This is a genomic window from Streptomyces atratus, from assembly GCF_014648655.1.
Classification (GTDB): domain Bacteria; phylum Actinomycetota; class Actinomycetes; order Streptomycetales; family Streptomycetaceae; genus Streptomyces; species Streptomyces atratus.
The window spans coordinates 60,335-80,411 of record NZ_BMRN01000012.1 but is presented as its reverse complement, the minus strand read 5'-3'; the positions used below and the strand labels follow the sequence as shown (position 1 = coordinate 80,411).

Here is a 20,077-nt window from a genome sequence, read left to right as displayed (position 1 = left end):
CGCCGCGCGCCGGGCCACAGGCGGCGGACCGCTCAGCTGAGGTCCACCTCCGGCTCGTACATGTCCAGCCACATCGCGAGGTCCAGGGTGCGTTCCAGGCCGCGGCGGGACGCCGAGGTGATCCGGGGCGCATCGTGGTCGGCGACCCGCTGCAGCCGGGCGCGGTCGATCAGGTCGAAGACCCGGTGGTCGGGGCGCGCGAGGAGGTCGTGGGCGTGCTCCTGGAGGGCGACGGCGTACTTGGGGTCCTGGGTCGACGGATAGGGGCTCTTGGTCCGCTCGTACACGGACCGGGGAAGCAGATCCGCGGTCGCCTCGCGCAGCAGGCTCTTCTCCCTGCCGTCGAAGGACTTCAGGGCCCAGGGGGTGTTGTAGACGTACTCGACGAGCCGGTGGTCGCAGAACGGCACCCGGACCTCCAGGCCGACGGCCATGCTGGCGCGGTCCTTGCGGTCGAGCAGGATGCGTACGAACCGCGTCAGGTGGAGATGGCAGATCTTGCGCATGCGGTACTCGAAGTCGCTCTCACCGCTGAGCCGTTCGATGCCGGCGACGGCTGAGTCGTAGCTGTCGCCGATGTACGTCTCCAGGCCGAGGGCCCGGTTCACGTCGTCGCGGAGCATGCCCGCGTCCTCACCGAAGTGCTCGGCGAACCGCACCAACCAGGGGAACGTGTCGGCGCTGCGGGCTTCCTCGTCGAAGAACTGGAGGTAACCGCCGAAGACCTCGTCGGCCGACTCGCCGGACAGCGCGACGGTCGAGTGTTCGCGGATGGCCCGGAAGAGCAGATAGAGCGAGGCGTCCATGTCGCCGAGGCCCATGGGGATGTCCCGGGCCCGGATCATCCGGGCGCGTACGTCGGGGTCGGCGAGGGTGTTCGGGTCGAGCACGATGTCGCGGTGGAGGGTGCCAGCCTGGTCGGCCACGTCGTGTACGAACGGGGTGTCGGGGGTGGTGCGCAGTTCGTCGGCGACGAAGTTCTCGGTGCGTCCGACGAAGTCGACGGCGAAGGTGCGGACCTTCTCGCCGCTCTTCGCGAGCTGCCGGGCGGCGAGCAGGGTGACCGCGGACGAGTCGAGGCCGCCGGAGAGCAGGACGCAGCGGGGTACGTCGGAGACCAGTTGGCGGCGCACGATGTCGTCGAGCAGTGACCGTACGTTGGCGATCGAGGTGTCCCGGTCGTCCGGGTGCGGATGGGTCCTCAGCTGCCAGTAGACGTGCTTGCGCAGGCCGCCGCGGTCCACGGTGACGAGCGTGCCGGGCTCCACCTCGTACATGCCGTCCCATACGGCGTGGCCGGGGTTCTTGACGAGGGTGAAGAGCTCCCGGAGCCCGTCGAGAGTCACCCGGGGCCGGGCCACGGGATTGGCGAGGATGGCCTTGGGTTCCGAGCCGAAGAGCACTCCGTCGGGCGTCGGCCAGTAGTAGAAGGGCTTGACGCCCATCCGGTCACGGATCATGACGAGCCTGTCGTGGCGGCTGTCCCAGAGGGCGAAGGCGTACATGCCGTTGAGCCGTTCGGCGACGGACTCGCCCCACTCCAGATAGCCGTGCAGCACGACCTCGGTGTCCGAGTCGGTGATGAAGCGGTGCCCGCGGGCGGTCAGTTCGGTACGGAGTTCGCTGAAGTTGTACGCCTCACCGGAGTAGACGAGGGCTACTTCCCCCTCGGGTGTGCCGACGGTCATGGGCTGGCGTCCGCCGGGCAGGTCGATGATCGCCAGCCGCCGGTGTCCGAGCCCCACGTGATCGGCGATCCAGGTCCCCCGGTCGTCGGGGCCCCGGCAGGACATGGTCTCCGTCATCGCGTCCAGCGTCGCGACGTCCTCGGCTGTCCGCAGATCACGGTCGAAGGAGACCCAGCCGGTGATGCCACACATACGCGTCCTCCCGATTCGGTCCCGGCCGGGAAGCGGTCGCACGCACGGTGCCGTCCCCCGGGCGGCGTGCCGAAAGCGAAGGCCCGGCAGAACCAGTTGTATTTAGCAGCTATATAACGAGCCTCTGCCTGCGATTGCGTACGGTCAACACGGTCGTTACACCGACGGAGGCCGGCCCCTCATACTTTCGGCCGCCGTTTTCCCTTCCTGTACGGAGTGCTGCGCTCCGCAGCCCGTACGGGAAAGGCCGGCGGGCGCGGTGGGCAGCCCGAATCGGCCACGGGCAAAGACTTGGCCAATCCGGGGTGGGCCAGTGGGGTGCACCCTGCGGGTCAGTAGATGATCCGATACCCCACATCGGGCAGACGCGCCTGTTATTCGTCCTTCGAGGGACCGCCTCGGGAGCGCGAGCAGACGGCGGCGGCCGCCCGGGACGGAGCGAGCGGGTAAATGCGCAGGGCGGTGTAGAGGTGGTGCCGCGGAGCCGGCACCGGGTATGGCGCGCCGGCGCTGAGCAGCGCGAATGAAATTGATCGGCACCGCCTGCGGGGGCTGCCCATCAACACGATGGACGATCGACTGAGCGAGAGACCTCTCTTCGGACGGAGCACGTCATCTCTCTCATCCAGCACACCGCCCCCACCGCCGATTCGCGAACGGCACATCTCCCGCAACCGGCCCGGAGCGCCCTGCGCCGGGCCATCCCGTGGACCCCCGGACTGCCGGCCCTGCTCATCGGGGTCTGGGGAATCCGCCGCCAGGACACCCTGTGGGGAGACGAGGCGGTCACCTTTGCAATGTCACATCGGAGTGTGCCGCAGATGTGGCACACGCTGGGCCATGTCGACGTCGTGCACGGCCTGTACTACCTGATCATGCGTGGGGTGTTCGGCCTCTGGGACGGCGGTCTGGTGGCGCTGCGGCTGCCGTCGGTACTGGCGGTCGCCGCGGCGGCGGTCGGCATCATACGGCTGGGGCAGCGGCTCGGAGGGACATGGACGGGGCTGCTGGCGGGCCTCGTCTTCCCGCTGCTCCCGCCGGTGCAGCGGTACGCGCAGGAGGGCCGGTCCTACGCCCTGATCTGTGCACTGATCACGTGGGCGAGTTGCCTCCTGGTCAGCAACCTCTCCCGGCCGGGAAGACGGGGCTGGGTTGCGTACGGCGCGGTGATGCTGACGGCCTGTCTGCTCCACGAGTTCGCCGTACTGATGCTCCTGGCCCATGGTGTGACCGTCTTCCGGGCTCGACTGGCGCGGGCGTGGAGCATCGCGGCGGGTGGGGTGCTCGCCGGCCTCCTCCCGCTCGCCGCCTTCAGCACCACGCAGTCCGCGCAGGTGGACTGGATCGGCACGCCGGACGTCGGGGAAGTGCTGGGCTTCGCCGCGACGGCCCTGCTGGGCATCGCCTTCGCCCGCTTTGCCGGCCGAGCCCGCGGACCGATCACATTGTCCGCGCTCGCGCTCCCGCTGCTGATCCTGCCCAGCGCGCTGCTCATGCTGACAAGCCCGTTGCATCCGTTGTACGTGGACCGTTACGTCCTGGCCTCCGCCATCGGCTTCGCGCTCCTGGCGGGTTCGATGCTCGACCGGCTCCGGCGGTCGGCACGCGGTGCCGGAACCGTACAACGTGTGACATGTGCAGTGGCGCTGGCCGCGGTGCTCGCCACCCTCGTACCCGTGAGCACCGCGCTGCGGAAACCGGGGAGCCGCGCGAACGACGCGGTCGCGATCGCCCGGGCGGTCCAGGACATCGCCGAGCCGGGAGACGGGCTGCTGTTCATGCCCTCACGCAGACGCGTATGGACGCTGGCCCGGCCGGACTCCTTCCGTTCCCTGTCCGACCTCGCCCTGGAACAGACCCCGGTCGCCTCCGACACACTGTTCGGCACGGAGCTGCCGACGGACCGGATTCGCGAGCGCATCCTGACCAGGGCACGCGTCATCGCGGTGCGCGATCCGGAGGGCCAGCCGCTGGACGCGAACGCGCGTGAGGCGGTCAAGCGCTCCACCCTCGACGCGTACTTCGAGGAATGCGCGAGCCGAACGGTCACGCAGGCGCGCATCACCGTGTATGCCAGACCCGGCCACTGCTGAACCGCACCGGCTGAAACGGTCCGGGTGACCGGCCCACGCGACCGGCCCGGCTGACCACTCCGCCCGACGGACCCGGCCGGCTGCTCGGGTCGAGCTGCTCTATAGGCTGGTCACCACCTTGTTCGCGTCGGTGACCTGCGGTGTCTCCCCCGGGCGGTCCGCCCCCGGAGTGCCCGGCCGACCGGCTGATCCGGAGTACCTCGTGCCCGTACCGCTCACTGCCGCCGTCGCCCAGCCCGACTGTGTCCCTCTCGACGTCGCCGCCAACGCCGTGGTCCATGCGGAGGCGATCGGCCGGGCGGGGGCACGGCTGGTCGTCTTCCCGGAGCTGTCGCTCACGGGCTACGACCTCGTAGCCCCGGCCGTGTCACCCGACGACCCCCGCCTGCGGCCGATCGTCACGGCGTGCCGCGAGGCGGGCGCGACGGCTCTGGTCGGGGCGCCGGTGCGCGCCGCGGACGGGCGTGAGTACATCGCCACCCTGGCCGTCACGGGCGAGGGCGCGAGCGTCGTCTACCGCAAGATGTGGCTGCACGGCGAGGAGTCCGACCGCTTCACCCCGGGAGAGAAGCCCGAGGTCCTGGTGATCGACGGCCTGCGGCTGGGGCTTGCGGTGTGTTACGACGCGGCCGTTCCCGAGCACGCCGCCGCCACTGCCGCCCTGGGCATCGACGCGTATGTGGCGAGCACCCTGTACGGCCCCGGACCCGAGCAGGCCGCCCGGCGCGACGGGCACATGAACCGGGCGGCGCTCGCCCATGGTGTGTGGGCGGTGCTGGCCACCGCGGCGGGACCGAGTGGGGTGTACGCCCTCACGTCGGGCGGCTCAGGCATCTGGGCACCGGACGGAACCCCCACCGCGCAGGCCGGGCCCGAGCCCGCAGCTGTGGTGACCGCGACCGTGGGCCCGGCCCGGCCCGGGCACTAGGTCCTGTCCTGTCGATCTTCGTGGATCAGCCCGGGACGTCTGGTGCGGTGCACCGCAAGGCGGAGGATCGTCCTCGTACTGGACGTACTTGGGCGACTCCGACAACGCGGCGAGGTGCCGTGCCAGGCGTTCCGGGCCCGCGAAGATCGGCAGGACAGGACCTAGACGCCGTCCTGGCTCAGCATCTCGGCCGTGATCGCCCACCGCTCGTGGTCGCGCCAGGCTCCGTCGATGAAGAGGAAGTCCGGCGAGAACCCCTCCAGGCGGAATCCGGCCCGTTCGACGAGGGCGAGCGAACCCTCGTTGCCGGGCTGGATGTTGGCTTCGAGACGGTGCAGGCCGAGCGGACCAAAAGCGTACCGCAGGACCAGTCCCAGCCCTTCACTCATCAGGCCGCGCCCCGCCGCATGGGCGAAGGCCCCGTATCCGAGCGCGCCGCAGCGAAACGCGCCGCCGACGATGTTGTTGATGTTGATGAACCCCGCGATCCTGTCACCGGCCCCGCCCTCGCCGGCCCCGCTGTCGCCGCTCCCTCGTTCGCAGACCAGGAAGCCCGCCTTTGTGGGGTCTTCGATCAGCCGGCCCGCGTAGGCGGCGTACGCGCGGGCGTCGTCGGGCGGGAAGAGCCATGGGCTGTGCATGTCCCGGCTCTCCCTCGCCCGGGTGGTGAACTCCTCGGCATCCGCTCGTGTGTAGGGGCGGATAGCCGTGCGCCGTCCCTCGGCCAGACAGTGGGTTCCAGACATCCGGCCAGCCTAGGGCGTGACATTGGAAGACAACTCCTGCCGGGATCAGCGGCGCACTTCGCCGCGCCCGCTTGGCGCCGTAACCCGAAAAGCGGTGGCCGCGCGGGCTCGGGGCCACATAGGTTCGCCTCCATGGTTGACGCAAGTTTCGGGCATCCACGCCTCGCCGCCATCTACGACCCACTCGATCCGGACCGCAGCGATCTCGACGCGTATCTCGCGATGGCGGAGGAGTTCGGCGCGCGGTCTGTGCTGGACATCGGGTGCGGTACGGGCGTGTTCGCGCTGCTGCTCGCAAAGCGCGGGATGACGGTCACCGGGATCGATCCCGCGCGGGCATCCGTCGACGTCGCGCGTGGCAAGCCGGGCGCGGAGCGGGTGCGCTGGCTCGACGGCAACGCGGGGGACCTGCCGCCCATGCAGATCGACCTGGTGACGATGACCGGGAACGTCGCCGAGGCGATCGCCGAGCCGCAGGCGTGGCGTACGACGCTGCGCGGCGCGTACGAGGCGCTGCGGCCCGGCGGGCGGCTTGTCTTCGAGACGCGCGATCCGGCGCAGCGCGTGTGGGAGGAGTGGGCGGAGTGGACGCGCGAGACCACGTACCGCATGACGGACATCGCGGGCGTCGGCCACGTCGAGACCTGGGCCGAGCTGACGGACGTGAGCCTGCCGCTGGTGAGCTTCCGGGGTACGCACGTGTTCGCTGCGGACGGGGACGTACTGACCTCGGAATCGACACTTCGCTTCCGTGAACGTACGGAGATCGAGCGGGACTTGCACGAGCACGGCTTCGTCGTCGAGGACGTACGCGACGCACCCGACCGGCCGGGCAGGGAGTTCGTGTTCGTGGCGCGGCGCGGTACCGCGGAGCCCGTCCCTCACGGAATGCCCTAGGGAGCGTGCGCACCACACAGCGCCGGGCAGACGGGACTCTGAAGACACTCCCCAGGGGTGTCGACCTGGGCCGATCATCCCCTCGGTGCCTCACTCCACCCGGCCGCCGACCACCGGAAGCTCCAGCACACCGGTGTCCTCGGGGGCGCTGACCACTGTGACCGGCTTGATGCCGCGGTTGTGAAGGATGCTCAGCTTCTTCGCAGCACAGGGCCGTTCAGACCAGTGCTGGCCCCTCCATGGTGAGCGTGGCAGGACCCCCGTCGGCCGGCGCGTCCAGCACCGCGGGCACGCCGAGCGGAATCGTGAGCGCCGTCGGTCCGTGCCCGAAGCCCAGTTCCTCGACAACAGGCACGCCCAGCGGGCCGAGCCGGTCTGCGAGGACCGCCCGCACCTTCTCGTACGGACCGCAGCCCGCCCAGGAACCGCAGGCCACCCCGGCAATCCCGTCGAGCGCCCCGGCCCTGAGCAGTTGAGTGAGGATGCGGTCGATGTTGTACGGGTCTTCGGTGGTGTCCTCGATCACCAGCAGCCCGCCCCGGGCGGACGTCCGGGCATTCGGGGTGCCGATGTCGGCGGCGAGCAGGCTCACACAGCCGCCGTAGGTGATGCCGCGGGCCCTGCCGGGGACCAGCACCCGCGCCGCGGGCAGGCCGAGAATGCGTACCGACTCGGGCTCGAACAGGGTGGCCCGCAGGGATTCCTGGGTGTCCGGGTCCTTGAGGAAGGTCTCGGTGCCGACCATCGGGCCGTGCAGGGTGGCGAGCCCCATGCGCCGGGCGAATGCCTCGTGCAGCACGGTGATGTCGCTGTAGCCGATGAACACCTTGGGCCCGGCCGCGCGCATCGCCGCCCAGTCGACCAGGTCGACCATGCGGTGCACGCCGTACCCGCCGCGGGCACAGATGACCGCGTCGACGGACGGATCGCACCAGGCCTCCTGGAGGTCCCGGGCCCGCACCACGTCCGTACCGGCGAGGTAGTCCAACTCCGGGTGCACAGCACGGACATGGGGCGCTTCGACCGGATCGAGACCCCAGCCGCGCAGTATGTCGAGGCCCGCCTCCAGGCGGTCGGCGGGCACCGGTCCGCTCGGTGACACGACGGCGATCCTGGCGCCCGGACGCAGTCGGGCGGGACGGGACAGGGGGGCGAGGGTCACTTCTTCAGCTCCAGCCGCGGCACGTCGGGACAGTCGATGCCGAAAGTCTGGCCGTACAGGGAGAGTTCGGCCTCCAGGGCGCGGATCATGGTGTCGGCGCGCCGGAACCCGTGCCCCTCCCCCTCGAAGGTGAGATACGCGTGCGGGATGCCGCGCCCTTCGACCTCGGCCAGGAACCGTTCGCACTGGACGGGTGGGCAGATCGGATCGTCCAGCCCCTGGAGCAGGAGGAAGGGCGTGGTCAGATGGCCGGTGCGGGTGACCGGCGACCGTTCGCGGTAGCGTGCCGGGACTTCGGCGAGCGGGCCCACCAGGGACTCCAGGTACCGCGATTCGAAGTCATGGGTCTCATCCGTGCCCCAGCCGGTCAGATCGAGGATGGGGTAGATGATCGTGCCGCAGGCGTAGACATCGGTGCCGGTCAGTGAGGCGGCAGTGGTCCAGCCGCCGGCGCTGCCGCCCCGGATGGCGAGCCGCTGCCGGTCGGCCGTGCCCTCGGCCGCCAGCGCCTCGGCGACGGCCGCGCAGTCCTCGACGTCGACGACGCCCCACTGTTCGCGCAGTCGGTTGCGGTAGGTCCTGCCGTAGCCGGTGGAACCGCCGTAGTTGACCTCGGCGACGCCGATGCCGCGCGAGGTGAAGTAGGCGATCTCCAGGTCGAGGACGAGTGCGGCATGGCCGGTGGGGCCGCCGTGCGCCCAGACCACATAGGGCGGCAGTTCGCCGTCGGGGCCGGCCAGGTCGGGGTTTCGCGGAGGGTAGATGTGGGCGTGGATCTCCCGGCCGTCGGGCCCGGTGAAGGTGCGGTCCTCGGGCTGCGGGTAGTAGGCGGGGTCGACGGCGTCCACGTGCGGTGTGCCGATGATCCGGCTGCGGCCGGTCGCGGTGTCCAGCTCCACGATCTCGTAGTCGCTGTACGGGCTCGCGGCGATGCCGATGATCCGGCTGCCGTGCACGGCGAGCGACTCGGCCCATTCGGTCCAGGGCCCGGCGACGTCGACGAGTTCGCCGGTCTCCGGGTCGAGTATGCCGAGCGTGGTGGTGCCCCGGCCGTGGACGGTGGCGATCAGGCCGTTCTCCAGCGGCCGGAACCAGCTGAGGCCGATCTTCCAGAGCGGTCCGGCGAACTCCTCCTCCCGGGGGCAGAGCGCGACCGTTCCCCGGTGCGGGTCGGCGCGGTACAGGTTCCACCAGCCGCTGCGGTCACTGGCGAACACCAGCTGCCCGTCGGCACCCCACTCGATCTGCGGCACCGATTCCTCGGGGCCGCCGCCGAAGCTCCAGGTGTGCTGGAACGTACCGTCGTCGGCGACGTCCGCGAGCATCACCTCGGTGCCGTCCCACGGCATCCGCGGATGGTCCCAGGCGATCCAGGCCGCCCGCCGCCCGTCGGGCGAGAGCTTCGGTCCGGTGACGAAGCGGCGGCTGTCGTCGGTGAGTTCACGTACCGCCGAGCGGTCGTCGGCCGCCGAGCCGTCCAGGGGTACGGCGGCGATCACCCGGCGCAGATCGGTGGGTGCCTCGCCGGTGAACTCCTCCAGGACGCACCACACTTCGCCCCGCTCTCCCCGGTCGAGGTGGAGCTGCGGGTCGACCCAGCGCAGTCCGCCGCCGACGGCCGAGACCGGGGTGAGCGGCCAGGGTTCGCCGGGCCGGTCGGGGGCGTATGCGTACAGCCGCTGGTCGGCGAAGTCGACGAAGACGATCAGCGGGCCGCCCTCGGCGCGTGCGGCCCCGGCCCAGGGCTGTCCGCCGTACTCGATGACCCGGCTCCGTACGTTCCACGGAGCGGGCAGGACACAGGTGCTGGTCCCGTCCGCCCGGCGGCGGATCAGTGCGCGGCGGCCCGCCTCGGCGGGGCGCGGTTCCGTCCACCACACCTCGTCGCCGACCACGCCGACGTATTCCGGACGGCCGTCGTTGGAGGCGGCCAGTCGTGCGTCGATCGGTGACGGCCACGTTCCGTGGGCCGCTGTGGACTTCATGATCAATTCCCCCCGTACCGGGTCAGGCCGTGCGCAGATAGTGATCGAGGACGCGGACGCCGAAGTGCAGTGCCTCGACGGGGACGCGTTCGTCGACGCCGTGGAACAGCGCCTGGTAGTCGAAGCCGGCGGGCAGCTTCAGCGGTGAGAAGCCGTAGCCGGTGATGCCGAGCCGGGAGAACTGCTTGGCGTCCGTGCCGCCCGACATGCAGTACGGCACGACGTGGCCGTCCGGGTCGAAGCGCTCGACGGCGGCGCGCAGCTTCGCGAAGGTCGGCGAGTCGACCGGGGCCTGCAGCGGGACCTCGCGGTGGTGGAACTCCCAGTCGACATCGGGTCCGGTCAGCCGGTCCAGGGTGGTGTGGAACTCGTCCTCGCCGCCGGGCACCATCCGGCCGTCGATGAAGGCGGTGGCGTGGCCGGGGATCACATTGACCTTGTACCCGGCCTCCAGCATGGTCGGGTTGGAGCTGTTGCGGACGGTCGGCTCGACCAGGGCGGCGGCCGGTCCGAGCTTGCCGAGGAGCTCGTCCACGTCGAAGCCGGGGGCGTCGAGGTCGGCGCGGATGCCGTACAGCGCGGCGATCTCGGTGAGCGCGGCGCGCACGGTCGGGGTGAGCCGGACCGGCCACCGGTGCTCGCCGATCCGGGCGACGGCCGCGGCGAGTGCGCTGACCGCGTTGGCCTTGTTGACCTTGGAGCCGTGCCCCGCCTTGCCGCGCGCGGTGAGTTTCAGCCAGGCGGTGCCGCGCTCACCGGCGGCGATCGGGTAGAGCGGCATGTCCGGTCCGGCGTGGAAGGTGAAGGCGCCGGATTCGCTGATGCCCTCCGTGCACCCTTCGAAGAGTTCGGCGTGCCGGTCGGCGAGGAAGCCGGAGCCGTCCTCGGCGCTGGCCTCCTCGTCGGCGGTGTACGCGATCACGATGTCGCGGCGGGGCCGGACACCGGTCCGCGCCCAGGCCCGGACGACGGCCAGCACCATCGCGTCCATGTTCTTCATGTCGATGGCGCCGCGCCCCCAGACGACACCGTCGCGGACCTCCCCGGAGAAGGGGTGCACGGTCCAGTCGCCGGCCTCGGCCGGGACGACGTCGAGATGGCCGTGTACGAGCAGGGCGTCGGCGGACGGGTCGGTTCCGGCAATCCGGGCCACCACATTGGTGCGCCCCGGGGTGCGTTCCAGCAGGGTGGGTTCCAGTCCGGCGGCGGCCAGCCGCTCGGCAACGTACTCGGCGGCCGGTCGTTCCCGGCAGTCGCCGCCGCCGCGGTTGGTGGTGTCGATCCGGATCAGTTCGGAGGTGAACGTCACCGATTCGTCGAGCGCCCGCTCGTCGACGCTCTCGGCGCTCTCGGCGCTCTCGGCGCTCTCCTGGGGGTGGGTCGCCTCAGCCATACTGTTCCTCCACGGCGGACGACACGATCGTCGTCACCGCCTTGAACGTGCGGATGCCTTCGTACATCGTCGCGCTGGTATAGGCGACGCGCCGTTCACCGCTGGGCGCCACGCCGGGGACCACGGTGGCCGCCGCGGCCAGATGCTCGGCGTCGAACTCCAGCTCGACGGTGAAGGGGCCGCCCTCCACCGGGGTGTGCCGCACGGCGAGCGCGGTCGCGTCCTTGGCCGCCGCACGGATGTCCGCGGCGGTACGGGCCGGGGTGCGGCACACCGCCGCGTACCGCGACACATAGTCCTTCACGGCGACCTTGCGGGCTCCGGGGGCGTACCCGTCCGCGTCCACACAGGTCAGGTCGTCGCCGGTGACGAGGACGACGGGAACGCCGTACTCGGCCACCACATGCGCGTTGAGGAGCCCCTCGCTGGCCCGGGCGCCGTTGAGCCAGACCCCTGTGATGGAGTTCGCCAGATAGGTGTGGGCGAGGACCCCTTCCGCGCCGGCGCCCGTGTGGTAGCCGACGAAGGCGATGGCATCGACATCGCCGTGCTGGATGCCCTCCACCATGGACAGGGACTTGTGCCTTCCGGTGAGCATCTGGACCCGGTCGTCGAGCTGCTCCAGCAGGAGGTTGCGCATGGACCAGTGGGCCTCGTTGATGAGCACCTCGTCGGCACCACCGTCGTAGAAGCCGAGCGCCGCCGCGTTCACGTCGGAGGTGAACATGGAACGGCACCGCTCCCACTGCGGGGTACCCGGCAGCACATCGGCCGGCCAGGTCACGCCGGTGGCGCCTTCCATATCCGCGCTGATCAGGATCTTCATGTTGAGTCCGTCTTCTTACAGGTCAGGGGCTATCCGGGCCGGTCGTGACACCAGTTGCTGACATCAGTTCCTGAAGAGCATCAGGCAGGCATCCAACTCGGCGCCCCCATACAAGCATCCTTGCCGGGCAACCGTCTCCCCTCCTCCGTCACCCGGGGCCGAAACGCCCCTTTCTCACGATCCGGCATCGCTCACATCAGCCGCAAGCAGTGCCCCTACCCTGTCCAGGGCCTCGCGCTGCGCCTGTAGCGCGGCGTGGGTGTGAACCGACATCGTCGTGTCGAAGTGACTGTGCCCCAGGATGGCCTGGCTGCGGCAGCTGACTGCTGTTCGGAACCCGGCCAGGATGCCGATCACCCGGCACGGAGTGGGCTCGGTCGGATCGGCACCTGCCGGAAATCGTCGGGCGGGGTGGGCAACGCAAGAGGCATCGGAGGTGACCAACGGGACCCTGTACCGGCTGCGGACGGGTGTTCCGTGGCGGGATCTGCCGACTGGCTATTCGGTTGCTGACCGACCCGACGCCGACGCTCAAGGAGTTCGCCGAGTCAGGCTGCTCCGCCTGCCTTTTCCGTCAGCTCTGCCGGTGACAACTGCTGAGCTTCAGCAGAGCACGTGATGCCCCTTCGGGGAACCCCGCCGTCAAAGACCGCGCACATGCGGTGCAAGAACGCGGCACCGGTGCGGCGTCCGCCGGTCCGTAGCGCCACGGCGGCGGAGCGGACCGATGTGAGGCTGGGGCAAGTGACACGGAGGTCTCTGCCCCCGGGCGGGCGGGATGGCAGCACAAACCTCAGCCCCGGAACTCCACAGTGATCGCCTTCTGCACCACGCCTTTGAACGTGGCCTATCCCCCTGCCACCCCGCCTTGTAACCTCTGGTCATATTGTTCACGGAAGACGACGGTTCGGGCACACCGTCGCCTGTCTCCGACAGTGGGGCGAATGTCTACCAGCGATTCTGACACACGCGACCTGCCGGCGATCGCATCACCCGGTTTGGTAGGACGCGAGCGCGAACTCGCCGCCTTGAAAGCCGCGTTGTCCGACCCGCCGGTGGTCGTACTGATCGAGGGCGAGGCCGGGATCGGTAAGAGCCGGCTGATCCAGGAACTGCTCGCGGCGCATGCCCCGGCCCGGCAGCGGGTGCTGATGGCTGCATGTCCGGCTGTTCGGCAGCCTTTTACGCTCGGGCCGGTGGTGGACGCGATCCGGCCGGCCACCGAGGATGTCGCCCGGCTCGGCCTGAGCGGGTTGGCGGGGGCGCTCCGGCCGTTGTTCCCCGAGTGGGCATCGGCGTTGCCGCCCGCACCCGACCCGGCCGAAGACGCAGCAGCGGCACGACACCGGCTGTTCCGGGCCATCGAGGAGATCCTCGAACGGCTCGAGATCGGGTTGCTCACGGTTGAGGACGTGCACTGGGCAGATGAGGCGACCCTGGAGTTTCTGCTGTTCCTGGCATCACGTCCGCGACAACAGGTCAGTTTGCTCGTGAGCTATCGTCCGGAGGAGATCGCGCCGGACTCTCTGCTGCTGCGGTTGTCGTCGCGGCAACCGGCGGGTGCGGCGCGGCTGCGGCTGCCGTTGGAGCCGTTGGATGTTCTTGGGACTGCCGCGATGGTGTCCTCGATGCTGGGTGGGGAACGGGTTTCCGACGAGTTCGCGACCATCCTGCACGACCGGACCGACGGGCTTCCGCTCGCGGTCGAAGAGTCCGTCCGGCTGATGTGGAACCGCGCTGACCCGACCCGGCGGGATGATTCCTGGGTGCGGCAGCGACTGAGTGAGATCGACGTACCGCCGACAGTGCGGGACGTCGTACTGGAACGCGGCGCACGGCTCGGCCCGGCGGCGCAGGCGGCGTTGCGCGCGGCCGCCGTACTCACCGACCCCGCCCCCGAGGACGCCGTCGTCGAGGTGATGGCTCTGGAAGGCGATCCGGCGAGCAGGCTGGCAGGCCTGGCGGAGGCAGTGGGTTCGGGGCTACTGAGCGAGGACCAGCGCGGGCTGGTCTCGTTCCGGCACATGCTGGCGTGCCGCGCGGTGTACGAGGCGATTCCTGTACCGCAGCGGCGGGCGATGCACCTGCGTGCCGCACACGTCCGCGAAGGCACCACCCCGTCCCCGGTCGCCCAGCTCGCGCGCCACTTCCGGGAGGCCGGCGACACGACGGCATGGTGCCGGTACACGGAACAGTCTGCCGACCTCGCCCTCGCCTCGGGTGACGATGCGACGGCGGTCGTCCTGGTGCACGATCTGCTCACCAACGCCGACCTGCCGCCCGCCGACGTGGTGCGGCTGACCAGCAAGGTTCCGTTCTGTCTGCTCAGCGGGCACGAACGCTACCGCGAACTCATGGACGCTCTCCGCCTCGTGCTGGACACCGGTGAGCCGACGCCGAGCGAGGGAGCGGAGATCCGCTTCCATGTCGCCCGGCTGCTGCAGCAGATGGAGGCGTTCGAGCAGTCCCGGATCGAGATGGAACGAGCGCTGCCCGACCTCGGGCACGACCCGGTGAAGGCAACCCGCGCCATGGTGTTTCTCGGCCTGCCGTACGGGACGACGACACCGGCGGCCGAACACCTCAGGTGGCTGCGGCGCGTTGCGCAGGTGCCGGTCTCGATGGCGCCGGTGGACCGGCTGAGCATCCGGGTCGGACGGGCGAGCGGGCTATTGCTGCTCGGTGAGGAGGAGGGGTGGGCGGAGGCGGCGTTGATCGCCGATGACGCGTCCACCGCCGCGGAGAGGCAGCACATCACGGTCGGCCAACTCAACGTCGGGCACATGGCGCTGATCTGGGGAAGGTACCCGGAGGCGAGGCGGTTGCTCACGCTGGCCGCAGGGCTGGCCGACACGTATCAGTACCGGAAGCTTCGTAGGCTCGGGCAGGTGACGCTGGCCCACCTGGACTGGCTCACCGGAGACTGGGACGGGCTGGCCGACCGGGCCGGATCGCTGGCCGGTGACGAGGAACTCCTGCAGCCGGTGAGTCGCCTGGCGCCGGCCATGGTCACCGGCTTGCTGTATGCGGCTCGCGGCGACCAGGACAGAGCGGACGAGTGCCTGCGGCGCGTCCTTGAACAGGCGGACCGACATGGCGGTGCGGAGTATTCCGTCGAACCTGCCGGCGCCCTGGCCAGGCTCCGGCTCGGCGCCGGGCGGATCGACGACGCGCTGCAATTGACCGATGAGCCGATCCGGTTCCTGGAACGAAAGGGCACCTGGATCTGGGCCACCGAACTCGCCCCGGTCCGGACCGAGGCACTACTCATGGCCGGCCGCATCGACGAGGCCGGCGACTTGGTCGACGCATTCGCAGCGGGAGTGCGTGATCGCCGCGCACCTGGGCCGCACGCCGCCTTGTCGACCTGCAGGGCGATCCTGGCCCAGCATCGAGACGATCCCCTCAGCGCCGCCGAACTGTTCGCGCGTGCGGCCGACGCGTGGCAGGGCCTTCCGCGGCCGTACGACGCCCTGCTCAGCCGTGAGCGACAGGCCCGTTGTCTGCTACGTGCGGACCAGCCCGATGCGGCTCTCTCCCTCCTGACGGAAACCTTCCAGGGGTTGTCCACCCTCGGCGCTCGTGGCGACGCCGAGCGCGTCATGCACACACTGCGTGCATCCGGTGTCGGGGTGAAGCGTCCGTCGTGGCACGGTGGACGGCGAAGCTACGGCGATCAGTTGTCTCCCCGTGAGCTCGACGTAGTCCGGCTGCTCGTCGGAGGCCGGACCAACCGGGAGATCGCCGGTGTCCTCATCCTGTCGCCGAAGACGGTCGCGCGGCACGTGGAGACAGCGATGCGCAAGCTCGAGGTCTCGTCCCGGACGGCGCTGGCCGTGAAGGTCGTCGAAGCCGGCGTCGTCGTCGACAGCCCGGCCGGCGCGCACCGTTAGGCGGGCGCTGCAGCAAAATTGGGTCATCTGCCCAGTCGTCCGGTGGCCGGTGCGTGAACAACACTCAGCGTCATGGAATCACCGCCTCCGCCCGTCGCTACTCGTCCCCCCACGTGCGCAAGGCTTCTGCCGCACGGTCACATCTGACGGATCGCCTCAACCGGCCCTGGTTTCCCGACAAGGCCAGGTTCCGGGACGAACCCCGCAGGCCGACCGGTTCCAGGTCACTGCCGCAGCAGCGGGACGCGTCGTTCGCCGCCCGGCGCTGTACCACCGATCGGGCCGAAGCAGCACCGGCCGTCACCCACCACGCTCATCGCAGCCATTCGGCGCGATGCGCAATCCCCGCAACCGCGTAGTATCCGCGCGCATTCTCCCCTCAGAAAAGGTCATTGCCGCATGAGACAGTCACCGCCGGCTGGGGCATCCAGGCCCCCGGTCCACCTGACCATCCCCATACTCCGGCGCTTGCCACACCGCTCACATCGGGCACTCACGGCGCTGGTCGCCACGGCCTGCGTGGCCGGGACGCTCGGCATCCCCGCCGTCGCAGCCGCCGAATCGCCGGCCACCCGGGCGGCCCAGACGCAGCAGAACGGCCCGGTTGTCGCCACCCACACGCTCACCCTCGTCACGGGCGAGGTCGTAACGCTGGAGCGCCACGCCAACGGCTTGCAGGCGGCGACGGTCGCGCCCGCGCCCGACGGCACCCCGGCGGCGTTCTCCTCCATCAAGGTGGGCGACGAGGTCTACGTCATCCCGGACAAAGCGCAGCCGTACCTTGCCGCGAACGAGCTCGACCGCGAGCTGTTCAACGTCACCAAGCTGGTCGAGTACGGCTACGACGACGCGCACCGCCCCGCCGTGCCGCTGCTGGCGACCTTCTCGGGCGCGCCGGGCAAGGCGGGCAAGGCGCTCAAGCAGGCCGCGCCGGCCGGTTCGGTGAAGGACGACGAGCTGCCCAGCGCCAACGCGGTGGCACTGCGCGCGAACAAGAAGAAGGCGGTGACGTTCTGGGAGGCGGTCGACGACGACAGCGCCGCCGCGACGACCGCGCCGAAGCTTGCCAATGGCATCAAGAAGCTCTGGCTCGACCGGCCGGTGCAGGTGACGCTGGACCAGAGTGTGCCGCAGATCGGTGCGCCAGACGCGTGGGCGAAGGGCTACGACGGCACCGGCACCAAGGTGGCCGTCCTCGACACCGGTGTCGACCCCAACCACCCTGATGTGGCGGGGCGGGTGAAGGAGACGCAGAACTTCACCGACGACCCCGATGCGGTCGACCACCACGGTCACGGCACGCATGTCGCCTCGACCATCGCCGGCTCGGGTGCCGCGTCGGGCGGCAAGTACAAGGGCGTGGCGCCGGGCGCCGACCTGTACGTCGGCAAGGTCCTCAACAGCGCCGGTGAAGGCCCCCAGTCGGGAATCATCGCCGGCATGGAATGGGCGGTGGCCCAGGGTGCGGACGTCGTCAGCATGAGCCTGGGCACGGTGGCCCCCAGTGACGGCACCGACCCGATCAGCGAGGCCGTCAACCAGCTCACCGCGTCCTCCGGTGCGCTGTTCGTCATCGCGGCCGGCAACACGGGCCCGGGCAAGTCGACCGTGGGCTCGCCGGGTGCCGCCGACGCCGCGCTGACCGTCGGCGCGGTGTCCAAGCAGGACCAGCTCGCGAACTTCTCCAGCCGCGGACCGCTCAAGGACACCTTCGCGGTCAAGCCGGAGATCACCGCACCGGGCGTGGACATCGTCGCCGCCCGCGCCGCCGGCACCACGATGGGCACCCCGGTCGACGCCAACTACACGGCGGCCAACGGCACCTCGATGGCCACCCCGCACGTGTCCGGCGCAGCAGCGATCCTCGTCCAGCGCCACCCCGACTGGTCCGCCGACCGGCTCAAGCAGGTGCTGGTCAGCACCGCCAAGCAGGGCTCGTACAACGCCTACCAGGGCGGTAACGGCCGCGTCGACGTGCCCAAGGCGATCGACGCCACGACGTACTCCAGCCCCGCCGTCGTCAGCATGGGCAAGAAGTCGGCCGAGAGCGCGCCGGTCACCAAGACGATCGACTACGTCAACACCTCCGCGGCGGACACCACGCTGTCGCTCCGCCTGTTCAGCCTCGGGGAGACGGCACCCCCGCCGGACGGCATGTTCACGCTCAGCGCCAACAGCGTGACGGTCCCGGCGAACTCCACCGCGAGCGTGACGGTGACCTACCACCCCGAGCTCGGCGCCGTGGGCGACTACACCGGCATCATCACCGCCACCGCGCCCGACGGCACCGCGATCCGCACCACCGTCGGCGCCACGAAGGACGTGCCCACCGTCGACCTCACGCTCAACACGATCGACCGGCACGGAAACCCGGCGACCGGCGAGGTTGCGGTGTTCAACCTGGACACGGGGGCTGTCCAGCAGGTCTTCCCCCAGGACGGGACCAAGAGGGTCGCCGTGCCGCAGGGACGCTACTCCGTCATGGGTGTCGTACACACCAGGGACGAGGCCTCGTCCCAGGTCACGGACTACACTCTCGCCGGTGAGCCCGTGGTGGAGCTGAAGGCGGCACGGACGGTCACGCTGGATGCCCGGCTGGGCAAGGAGGTCAAGGTCGCGACCCCCAAGGAGTCCGAGGCGACGGGCGGCTCCAAGCTCGGGTACCGTCAGCAGCTCCCCGGAAAGCGGGGAATCGACTTCTTGAAGGGCGCGTTCAGCCCGCTCTGGGACCACGCCTATGTGGTGCCCACCAAGCCGGTGGAGCTCGGCACGTTCGAGTTCCACTTCCAGCAGCGCAGGTACTCGCCGGTGATCCGCGCCACCTATGCGGGGCAGGAACGCACGCTCCCGCTGGAGCCCGTGGTGTATGCGGCCCGGCTGTACGGCACGAGCAGGCTCCAGGCGGTCGACGCCGGCATGGCACGGCCGGAGGACCTGACCGGCAAGGATCTCGGTGGCAAGCTCGCGGTCGTCACCCGCGATGCCACCCGGAAGTCCATCGACCAGATCACCGCGGTCGCCGGTGCCGGCGCGAAGGCAGTGATCATCGTCAACGACCGGCCCGGCCCCTTCGCCACCATCGTGCCGCGCGCCACCGGCACTACCATCCCGGCCTGGTCCCTCACTCAGGACGAGGGCGCGGGGCTCCTCGGCCGGATAGCCGACGGCCCCACCCGCATCAGCCTGAAGGGCACCACAGGTGTTCCCCAGGTGTACAACATCGCGATGATGGTTCCCGACAGGATTCCGGCCGACCCCGTCGACGCGGTCACCGCGGAGAACTCGGCCGTGGTGAAGTCCGACTACCGCAACGCCAAGGGCAGCGTGATCGGCGACGTCGTCTCGGCGGTCCGCCTGAACGATGCCCTCCTCACCGACATCTACGACTCCTTCGACGCGCCGGTGGACCGGGAGGAGTGGTACTCCACCGGCAGCAAGCACCCGACGATGAAGGACATACGGTGGTGGCACAGGATCTACCCGGACCGCGCCGACAACTCCCGCATGATGAGGGACGTACTCCGCACCTACCAGCCGGGCGAGCAGCGCAAGGAGACCTGGCTGGGCGCGGCGAACGGCCCGGCCGGACCGAAGGCCAGCCAGGCGGTCCGTGAGGGTGACAACATCACCCTCACCGTCCCGGAGATGGGTGACAGCCAGGGGCACGCCGGCTTCTTCGAACACGAAGCCGACAAGCGGACGGTGCGGCTGTACCAGGACGGGAAGCTCCTCAAGGAGGTGCCGCGGCTCTCGCTGACCACGCTGCCGGTCAGCCCCGACCCGGCGACCTACCGGATCACCCTGGACACCCAGCGCCCGGCGTGGTTCCCGCTGTCCACGAAGGCCAGCACCGCCTGGACGTTCAAGTCCGCCCGGCCGGCGAACGGCAAGGAGGACCTGGCGCTGCTCTGGCCGAGGTACGGCCTGGACCTGGACGCGGAGAACACCGCCAAGGGCGGCAAGACCTACCACTTCGACCTGGCGTTCCTCCTCCAGAACGGCGCCACCCCGGACATCGACGGGGTCGAGGTGGAGGCGTCCTCCGACGACGGTGCCACCTGGCAGCCCGCGAAGGTCAAGAGCAAGAGCGACGGCAGCTACAAGGTGTCCGTGAGCAACCCGGATTCGGGCCACGTGTCCCTGCGCGTCAAGGCACAGGACACCAACGGCAGCAAGATCGAGCAGACCCTGATCAAGGCCTACGCCATTCGCTGACCCGCACGGCATCCCTTCCCTGACCGCGCCCCTGGCACAAGGCACGCCCTTGTGCCAGG

At 70.1% G+C, this 20,077-nt stretch carries 11 protein-coding genes and 1 pseudogene; 6 read left to right on the top strand and 6 right to left on the bottom strand.

Translation table 11 applies throughout. The features are described 5' to 3' along the window. Window positions 1-32 precede the first annotated feature (32 nt). The gene (gene asnB / locus IEZ15_RS21225) at window positions 33-1,880 is read right to left on the bottom strand and encodes an asparagine synthase (glutamine-hydrolyzing) (RefSeq protein WP_189278919.1); all 1,848 of its coding nucleotides are present in this window, start codon (window positions 1,878-1,880) and stop codon (window positions 33-35) included. 821 nt (window positions 1,881-2,701) lie between these two features. On the opposite strand from asnB, the gene IEZ15_RS21220 reads away from it, so the two are divergent. Further along, window positions 2,702-3,973 carry a glycosyltransferase family 39 protein gene (locus IEZ15_RS21220; RefSeq protein ID WP_229846021.1) on the top strand — a complete coding sequence of 424 codons (1,272 nt, stop codon included), beginning with the start codon at window positions 2,702-2,704 and terminating at the stop codon, window positions 3,971-3,973. A 202-nt stretch (window positions 3,974-4,175) separates the two neighbouring features. Beyond that, on the top strand, window positions 4,176-4,901 hold the full coding sequence (locus IEZ15_RS21215; RefSeq protein WP_189278917.1) for a carbon-nitrogen hydrolase family protein: 726 nt from the start codon (window positions 4,176-4,178) through the stop codon (window positions 4,899-4,901). Between the two features lie 161 nt (window positions 4,902-5,062). Here the strand turns inward: IEZ15_RS21215 and IEZ15_RS21210 are convergent, their stop codons facing one another. Continuing rightward, a complete protein-coding gene (locus tag IEZ15_RS21210; protein ID WP_189278916.1) occupies window positions 5,063-5,647 on the bottom strand; it encodes a GNAT family N-acetyltransferase in 585 nt (194 codons plus the stop codon). A 132-nt stretch (window positions 5,648-5,779) separates the two neighbouring features. Between IEZ15_RS21210 and IEZ15_RS21205 the strand changes: the two genes are divergently transcribed. After that, window positions 5,780-6,544: a class I SAM-dependent methyltransferase gene (locus IEZ15_RS21205; protein ID WP_189278915.1), complete on the top strand. Its 765-nt coding sequence runs from the start codon at window positions 5,780-5,782 to the stop codon at window positions 6,542-6,544. A gap of 217 nt (window positions 6,545-6,761) precedes the next feature. Here IEZ15_RS21205 and IEZ15_RS21200 read toward each other — a convergent pair whose 3' ends face one another. Genes IEZ15_RS21200 through IEZ15_RS21185 form a run of 4 tightly spaced genes read right to left on the bottom strand, consistent with a single transcriptional unit; the run spans window position 6,762 to window position 11,910 of the window. Next, entirely contained in the window at window positions 6,762-7,706 is a 945-nt protein-coding gene (locus IEZ15_RS21200) for a S66 peptidase family protein (protein ID WP_189278914.1), read from the bottom strand. Then, window positions 7,703-9,691: a prolyl oligopeptidase family serine peptidase gene (locus IEZ15_RS21195; protein WP_189278913.1), complete on the bottom strand. Its 1,989-nt coding sequence runs from the start codon at window positions 9,689-9,691 to the stop codon at window positions 7,703-7,705. The genes IEZ15_RS21200 and IEZ15_RS21195 overlap by 4 nt, the downstream gene beginning before the upstream one ends. A gap of 22 nt (window positions 9,692-9,713) precedes the next feature. Continuing rightward, a complete protein-coding gene (locus IEZ15_RS21190) occupies window positions 9,714-11,084 on the bottom strand; it encodes a M20/M25/M40 family metallo-hydrolase (RefSeq protein WP_189278912.1) in 1,371 nt (456 codons plus the stop codon). Further along, window positions 11,077-11,910, bottom strand: coding sequence for a M55 family metallopeptidase (locus IEZ15_RS21185; RefSeq protein WP_114247625.1), 834 nt, complete (start codon window positions 11,908-11,910; stop codon window positions 11,077-11,079). Before IEZ15_RS21185 ends, IEZ15_RS21190 begins: the two co-directional genes overlap by 8 nt. A gap of 326 nt (window positions 11,911-12,236) precedes the next feature. Here IEZ15_RS21185 and IEZ15_RS47075 point away from each other — a divergent pair. From IEZ15_RS47075 to IEZ15_RS21175, 3 genes and pseudogenes are all read left to right on the top strand, one after another. Next, window positions 12,237-12,412, top strand: a pseudogene (locus IEZ15_RS47075) (transposase); the annotation flags it as partial. A 310-nt stretch (window positions 12,413-12,722) separates the two neighbouring features. Continuing rightward, on the top strand, window positions 12,723-15,803 hold the full coding sequence (locus IEZ15_RS21180; protein WP_229846020.1) for a helix-turn-helix transcriptional regulator: 3,081 nt from the start codon (window positions 12,723-12,725) through the stop codon (window positions 15,801-15,803). Between the two features lie 468 nt (window positions 15,804-16,271). Continuing rightward, entirely contained in the window at window positions 16,272-20,018 is a 3,747-nt protein-coding gene (locus tag IEZ15_RS21175) for a S8 family serine peptidase (RefSeq protein ID WP_189278911.1), read from the top strand. Window positions 20,019-20,077 lie beyond the last annotated feature (59 nt).